Genomic DNA, 6569 nt, shown 5'->3' on the forward strand with positions numbered 1-6569 from the left:
TGTCGTTCCCCTCGGGCCGCTCCCGAATCGCGCGGCACAGGTCGTAGCCGTTGCGCGAGGGCAGCATCACATCGAGCAGAATGAGGTCGGGGCGCTGTGCTGCAATAGCCGGCATCACCGCCGCACCATCCGACACAATCTGCACCGAGCAGCCTTCCTGCTCCATCAGAAACTTGAGCGGCGTTACAATGCTCGGCTCGTCTTCTACAATAAGCACATGAGGCATAGCGCACAGGTCGTTAGGAAACAGAGGCTTCAGGGTCTGTAGCCGATACGGGTTCAGAGGCATGCGCAGGCACCTGCACGGTGAAGGTCGCGCCCTCGCCGAGCGTGCTCTCCACGGTGAGCGTGCCCTCGTGCCGATGCACAATCTGGCGAGCAATGGCCAGGCCCAATCCGCTCCCCGCTTGCGGACCCACGCGGTTGCGCGCCTGCCGAAACTTCTCGAAGATGGCTTCTTGCTGGTCTTCGGGGATGCCGGGTCCGTTATCGGCTACGGATACGGTGTGCGTGTCGTTGGTGCAGGCCACGCGCACCGCCACGTGTGGATCGGCATCGGTGCTGTACTTGGCGGCGTTCGAGAGCAGGTTCAACAGCACCTGCGTCATACGGTCGCGGTCGATGCGCGCCGGGCATGGGCGGTCGGGCAGCGTCACATTGAGCGCAATGGCCTGCTGCTCAAACTGCGGACGCACGGCGCTGAGGGCGTTGCGCACCACATCGCGCAGGTCTACGAGGGCGCGGTCGAGCACGGGGGTGGCATCGAGACGCTCCAGGTCGAGCACCTGGTTTACGAGACGTGTAAGGCGTTCGGTTTCGCGCATGATCGTGGTAGCAAACGACCGCTGCTGCTCGGGCGAAAGGTCGGTCGTCTGATGCATGATCTCCGAAATCGCCCGGATGGCGGTAAGCGGCGTACGCAGTTCGTGCGACACAGTAGAAACGAATTCGTCTTTGAGATGGTCAACCTCTTTCAGCTTCTGATTCGCGGCGCGCAGCTCTTCGGTCGCAGCTTCCAGTTCGGCCTTCTTGCGCTCCAGCTCGCGGCTGTACGCCATGACCTGCTGTGTCTCGTCGAGGATGTCCATCACCTCGCTAATGTGCAGCGGCTTGGCCTGGGCCACCGACCCGATGACCGCTTGGGCACTGGCCGCCCCAATGGCCCCGGCAAGCAGCGTCTCGACGTAATCGACCAGCTCCTCGTCGGCGCGCTCGGGCAGAGCCTTCAGGTCGTGGCGCGTCCGGTAGCGTTGCAGCGCTCGGTCGGCCGGGCGCCACCCTAAGAAACGGCGCAGCAGCGCACGCAGATCAGCCACCGGGGCAGAACCGGTCCACGGGGCGGCCCCCTGGGGACCCGCATGGCGAAAGACATCGACAAAGCGGCTGGCCTGACTCTGCTCCATGACGCTGGGCCGTGTAGCCAGCGAGCCTACGACGTAGAGTCCGCCGTTCGCCAGCATTGTCCAGAAGAGCGTGTGGGGGACCGGGTTGAGCTCGCTCATCCCCAGAAGCGCGTACGGGCGCAGCGCTGCGATGCCGAACGGGCCCTCGGTCATGAACGACGCCGGGAGCCAGCCCGAGTCTGCCAGAAGCGGGAGCGGCAGTGTGTAGCCCCAAATGGCAACGCCCGCCACGAGCCCGAGGAGGGCGCCGGTGCGGGTGCCACGCTTCCAGAAGATGCCGCCCAGCATGGCCGGGGCAAACTGCGCCACCGCAGCAAACGAGATCAGCCCGATAGACACGAGCGACGGCGCATCCCCCAGCCCCCGCAGGTACAGATAACCACACAGCAGCACCACCACGATAGCTACCCGCCGAATCCCCAGAATGACGCTGGTGAGCCGCGAGCGCTGCGCCAGATTCAGTTGGGGGATGCGCAGGAGCAGCGGGACCACCAGGTCGTTGCAGATCATGGTGCTAAGCGCCGTTGTGGCCACGATGACCATGCTGGTGGCGGCTGAGAGTCCGCCAATGAAGGCAAAAAGCGTGAGCGCGGTCTGGCCCTCGCTAAACGGCACAAGCAGCACGAACATGTCGGCGTGGGTGGCATCGCCATGATGCAGCAGCCCGGCCACAGCAATGGGCAGCACGAAGAGATTGATGAGCAGCAGGTAGAGCGGAAAGAGCCACGCCGCTTTGCGCAGATGCGCCTCGTTCACGTTCTCGACAACGGTTACCTGGAACTGCCGGGGCAAAAACAGCACGGCCAGCATCGACAGGCCGGTGAGCCACATCCAATCGGCAAAGGCGCCGGTGGAGGCCTCGACGGTGTAGAGCGCCTCGATCGACGGCACCGCGGCCCCTTGCTGAAAGAGGTCGCCGAGTCCGTCGTACAGCCCGAACGTGACAAACAGCCCCACCGCCAGAAAAGCGGCCAGCTTCACGACCGACTCGAAGGCGATGGCCACGACCAGCCCTTCATGGCGCTCGGTGACGTCGAGGTGGCGCGTGCCGAAGAGAATCGTGAATGCGGCCAGCACCAGCGCGGCGTAGAGCGCCGTGTCGCGCCAGATGGGGATCTCGGCGGTGGCCGTGCTTTGCAGCGGAGCGGTGAGGGCTCCAAAGCTGGTCGAGATGGCCTTGAGTTGCACCGCAATGTACGGCACCACCCCAATGACCGCCACGACCGTAGCCACGCCCGCCAGCAGGGCACTTTTGCCGTAGCGCGCGCCGATGAAGTCGGCAATGGAGGTGATGCGCTGGTGCGCGCTAATACGGACGATCTTGCGCATCAGGCCCCACCACAAGATGGCAATGAGCGTGGGCCCGATGTAGATGGGCAGGAAGTTGATGCCGGTGGTGGCGGCGTAGCCCACGCTGCCGTAAAACGTCCACGCCGTGCAGTACACGGCCAGCGAGAGCGCGTAGATGTAGGGGTTGTTCACGAGACTGCGCCCGTGCTCGGCCCGTTCGTCGCCATAGTAGGCCACGGCAAAGAGAATGCCCAGGTACGCCGTGGCCACCAGCAGAAGAAGCGTCGTGCTCATCGGCTAAGCCCCCTCCGAGTCGCCGCCCGTGGCGCGGTGCAGGATCGCTGCACTGGCCCCAATGAGCGCGGCCCAAATCAGAAAGATCACGACGTAGAGCACCGGCAGCCCGCCGATGGTTTTCGGCACGCTGTACACCGTGAGCAGCGGATATCCCAAAAGCACACACCCCGCCACGAAAAGGGCCACCAGTCGTCGTTGTACATCCAGCGTATCCATACGCGCACAGGCTACGACGGCATGGGGGCTTCGTCGGTGCTAAGTTGATTCGTTACGAGCACGCAGATGCCGGGCAGGCTCGGGTCGTCGAGCGCGTAGAACGCCTTCACGCCTTCCTTGCGGCGGGATACGAGGCCCTCGCGCATTAGAATGCCCAGGTGCTTGCTTACGTTTGCCTGCCGCTGCCCCGACGCATCGACCAGCTCTTGCACGTTGAGTTCACCGTGCACGCGGAGCAGGTTTAGCAGTTGAAGGCGCACGGGGTCGCCCATAATTTTGAGACGCCGGGCCACGCGCTTAATTTGCGCGTCAGGGACCAGCGGGGGGTTCGTGGAATCGGACATGCGCGGCGGAGACTATCCAAACAACTCGCGGGAGCCTCCATACGGCAGCCCTCACTTTACGTTTCGTTCATACCCATGTGGCATCCCAAAAATGTGTGCGGCAGCTTTTCGCGCGGGGCGTGGTCGGGGGGCGGCTCCTTCCCGGCTCTGCGAATGTTGTTGGAAACCACCGCCATGCATTCGCCTCCGCCGCACCCGTTTTGTACGATGCATATTCCTCCACGCCTGCCAGGAAACATCCACCAGCGCGGCGCTCCTGCGTATTCCTCTAAATCCACATAACACCCTATTTATGCTCGACAAAGAACGTACGCTCTGGTCTGCTGGATATGAAGCGATTGCTGGACTCGACGAGGCCGGACGCGGCTGCCTGGCGGGGCCGGTGGTGGCGGCGGCAGTTATTCTGCCCGAAGACGCGGACCTTCCGATGGTGGCGGACAGCAAGACGCTCTCGGCCAAAAAGCGACTCGCGGCGCGTGAGGCTATCGAGGCGCAGGCCCAGGCGGTAACCCTGGGTATCTGCTCGCCGCAAGAGATCGACCGCCTGAACATTTTGTACGCCTCGCTCCACGCCATGCGCCGTGCCGCGAACGACTGCCAGCCGCGGCCCGACTACCTGCTCATCGACGGCAACAAAGCGTTCGACGACGCGCCGTGTCCGCACGAAACCGTCGTGAAGGGCGATGCCACGAGCCTTTCGATTGCGGCGGCCTCCATCATCGCCAAGACCGAGCGCGATGCCATGATGCATGCGCTGCACGAGGAGCACCCCGAGTACGGATGGGACACCAACGTGGGCTACCCGACCCGCGCCCACTACGCGGCCCTCGATGCCCACGGCCCCACGCCGTATCACCGCACTTCGTTCAAGCTCTCCCGCACGTAGACCGGTTCAGGGGGGCAATTTCAGGGGGAAGCAATTTCAGGGGGAAGCGATGCATCGCGGCTTCGAGATTGTTGCGTCCAGCTATGCGGACCAAGCGGCGTTGTGCCTGCTGGTGCGGCCCGCGTTGGGGATTACTCCTCGTACTAAAAGTCGTCACGCGCGGGGAGGGGGAGCCCTGGAACAGAATAGATCTGACAGGTCTCCAAAGACCTGTCAGATCTTTACCTCACGAGAACGCAGTGAAGCATCTCGGATTACGCGGGGTAGGGACTGGGCCGCGTTAAATGCTACTCCTCTGGCTCCTCCACCACTGCAATCTCTACCTCTGCCACACCTGCATCGACCATGTTGAGCGCCTCGGCGGCGCGGCGCGAGAGGTCCAGAATGCGCTCCTGCTTCTGCGGCCCCCGGTCGTTGATCATGACGGTCACCGTATCCCCCGTGAAGCGGCGCGTGACTTCCACGTAGGTGCCAAACGGCAGTGTACGATGCGAAGCGGTGAGACGCTCGGGGTCGTAGGGCTGTCCGCTCGCGGTAGGGTTGCCCGCCAGGTCATCTGCGTAGTAGCTGACGAGTCCGGTGGTGCGGAGCGTGTCGGCCTCCGACTGGGCGTAGGTGGGCGTGCCCATCAGCAGCAGCGCACAGGCGGGAAGCAAAAAGCAAAGCAGAGCGCGTAAAGAGATAGTCATACGAAATCAAGGTAAGTGAACTCAATAACGGTTTTGGGGATTGCCGGGTGGATTCCCCTCCATCCTACCTGTCCTCCCCGAGGAGGAAGGCACCGTGGAAGGCGTTCCTCAAGTCCCCCTCAGAGGAGGGGGATTTAGGGGGAGGGATTGCGTAAAATCATATAGAGCAAACGCGTATGTGAAACGTAGCACCATACGAATGAGAGCGTGTATGAAGTATCGTCAGGGCGCCCATGATACCGGTTTGAAACGCACAAAACCCCAACTTCATGCCTGTCTTTACTTAGTGGATCAATGGATAGTGATTGCTATGCGTGACAGAAGCCGCATGTGGCATGGCCGCACTCACAGCAGTGTTACGGGGCGGAGCCCGTAAACGGCAGCGTCACGAGGCAGTGTGACTTTTTGAGATTAATCACAGGACCTGGCACCGACGGTCCCCCGTCGGTGCCACAAGGTGGAGGATGCTCCTGCGTCCGACCAGCAGGTTATGCCTTCACCGGGGACGCAAACGGTCTTCGGCAGTCGCTACCACGAGGTGGCATCGCTGTCATCATCAGCGGGCGCTTCGTCGGAGGGCGACTCGTCGCCCTCGTCAACCACTTCGATGCGGACCTCCGCCAAGCCGTCAGCGAGCATGTCGATGTCGCGGGCGGCGCGCTGCGACAGGTCGATGATGCGCCCGTCTACAAACGGCCCCCGATCGTTGATGCGCACCGTCACCTGGTCGCCGGTGTCGGTACGAGTCACGCGCACCCGTGTGCCAAACGGCAACGTGCGATGGGCAGCGGTGTACGCGTTGTTGTCGAAGGTTTCGCCGTTGGCGGTGGTGCGTCCGTCGAACTTGTCGGCATAGTAGCTGGCCATGCCCGTGGCGGTGGCGCCAGACTCGTGCGCCATAGAGCCTGTGCTGGTACACCCAAGCAATAGCCCACTCAATCCGATAACGAGAACAGCCAGCAGCAATCGCATCGTGCACAAACTCCAGTCCAGGGCAAACAGCGAGCAGGTATCAGTCTGCGGTTGTTGATGAGGGCGAGGAAACCGTGTCCGGCTCACGCGTGGCAGCCCCCTCCTCCAGCACCTCCAGCGTAACGGATACAACGCCTGCGTCGATCATGTTGAGGGCTTCGGCCGCGCGCCGCGACAGATCCACAATACGTTCGCGCTGTTGCGGTCCGCGATCATTGATGCGCACGGTTACCTTATCGCCGGTATCCACACGGGTAACGCGCACCTTTGTGCCAAAGGGCAGCGTCCGATGCGCGGCGGTACGCGCATTCGGATTGTACGGCTCGCCGCTGGCGGTGGCATTGCCTGCCAGGTGGTCGGCATAGTAGCTGGCCAACCCGTCGGCATCGGCTGCACGAACGGAGGGTCGCAGACGGCGCATCCCGATGCCCACGGGTTGGCCAGCTACTATGCCGACCACCTGGCAGGCAAT

Annotated in this window: 8 protein-coding genes; 1 reads left to right on the top strand and 7 read right to left on the bottom strand. The window is 62.9% G+C overall.

What is annotated here, in order from left to right; genetic code table 11:
* The 4 genes from R6U20_RS03270 to R6U20_RS03285 form a co-directional block, all read right to left on the bottom strand.
* On the bottom strand, window positions 1–226 hold a 226-nt coding region (locus tag R6U20_RS03270; RefSeq protein ID WP_410336438.1), incomplete at its 3' end, for a response regulator transcription factor.
* Window positions 227–239: 13 nt separating this feature from the next.
* Window positions 240–2987: an ATP-binding protein gene (locus R6U20_RS03275; RefSeq protein ID WP_410336439.1), complete on the bottom strand. Its 2748-nt coding sequence runs from the start codon at window positions 2985–2987 to the stop codon at window positions 240–242.
* 3 nt (window positions 2988–2990) lie between these two features.
* A complete protein-coding gene (locus R6U20_RS03280; RefSeq protein ID WP_410336440.1) occupies window positions 2991–3206 on the bottom strand; it encodes a hypothetical protein in 216 nt (71 codons plus the stop codon).
* A gap of 11 nt (window positions 3207–3217) precedes the next feature.
* Entirely contained in the window at window positions 3218–3550 is a 333-nt protein-coding gene (locus R6U20_RS03285; protein WP_410336441.1) for an ArsR/SmtB family transcription factor, read from the bottom strand.
* A 292-nt stretch (window positions 3551–3842) separates the two neighbouring features.
* Here R6U20_RS03285 and R6U20_RS03290 point away from each other — a divergent pair, with 292 nt between their 5' ends.
* Window positions 3843–4436 (top strand): ribonuclease HII, encoded by a 594-nt coding sequence (locus R6U20_RS03290; protein WP_410336442.1) that lies wholly within the window; start codon window positions 3843–3845, stop codon window positions 4434–4436.
* A gap of 287 nt (window positions 4437–4723) precedes the next feature.
* Here R6U20_RS03290 and R6U20_RS03295 read toward each other — a convergent pair whose 3' ends face one another.
* The 3 genes from R6U20_RS03295 to R6U20_RS03305 form a co-directional block, all read right to left on the bottom strand.
* Window positions 4724–5125 (bottom strand): septal ring lytic transglycosylase RlpA family protein, encoded by a 402-nt coding sequence (locus R6U20_RS03295; RefSeq protein ID WP_410336443.1) that lies wholly within the window; start codon window positions 5123–5125, stop codon window positions 4724–4726.
* Window positions 5126–5653: 528 nt separating this feature from the next.
* Entirely contained in the window at window positions 5654–6025 is a 372-nt protein-coding gene (locus R6U20_RS03300) for a septal ring lytic transglycosylase RlpA family protein (RefSeq protein ID WP_410336444.1), read from the bottom strand.
* Between the two features lie 112 nt (window positions 6026–6137).
* Window positions 6138–6518, bottom strand: a complete 381-nt coding sequence (locus R6U20_RS03305; RefSeq protein ID WP_410336445.1) for a septal ring lytic transglycosylase RlpA family protein — start codon at window positions 6516–6518, stop codon at window positions 6138–6140.
* Window positions 6519–6569: the final 51 nt, after the last annotated feature.

This window comes from Longimonas sp., assembly GCF_046498435.1.
In the GTDB taxonomy this organism is placed as follows: domain Bacteria; phylum Bacteroidota; class Rhodothermia; order Rhodothermales; family Salinibacteraceae; genus Longimonas.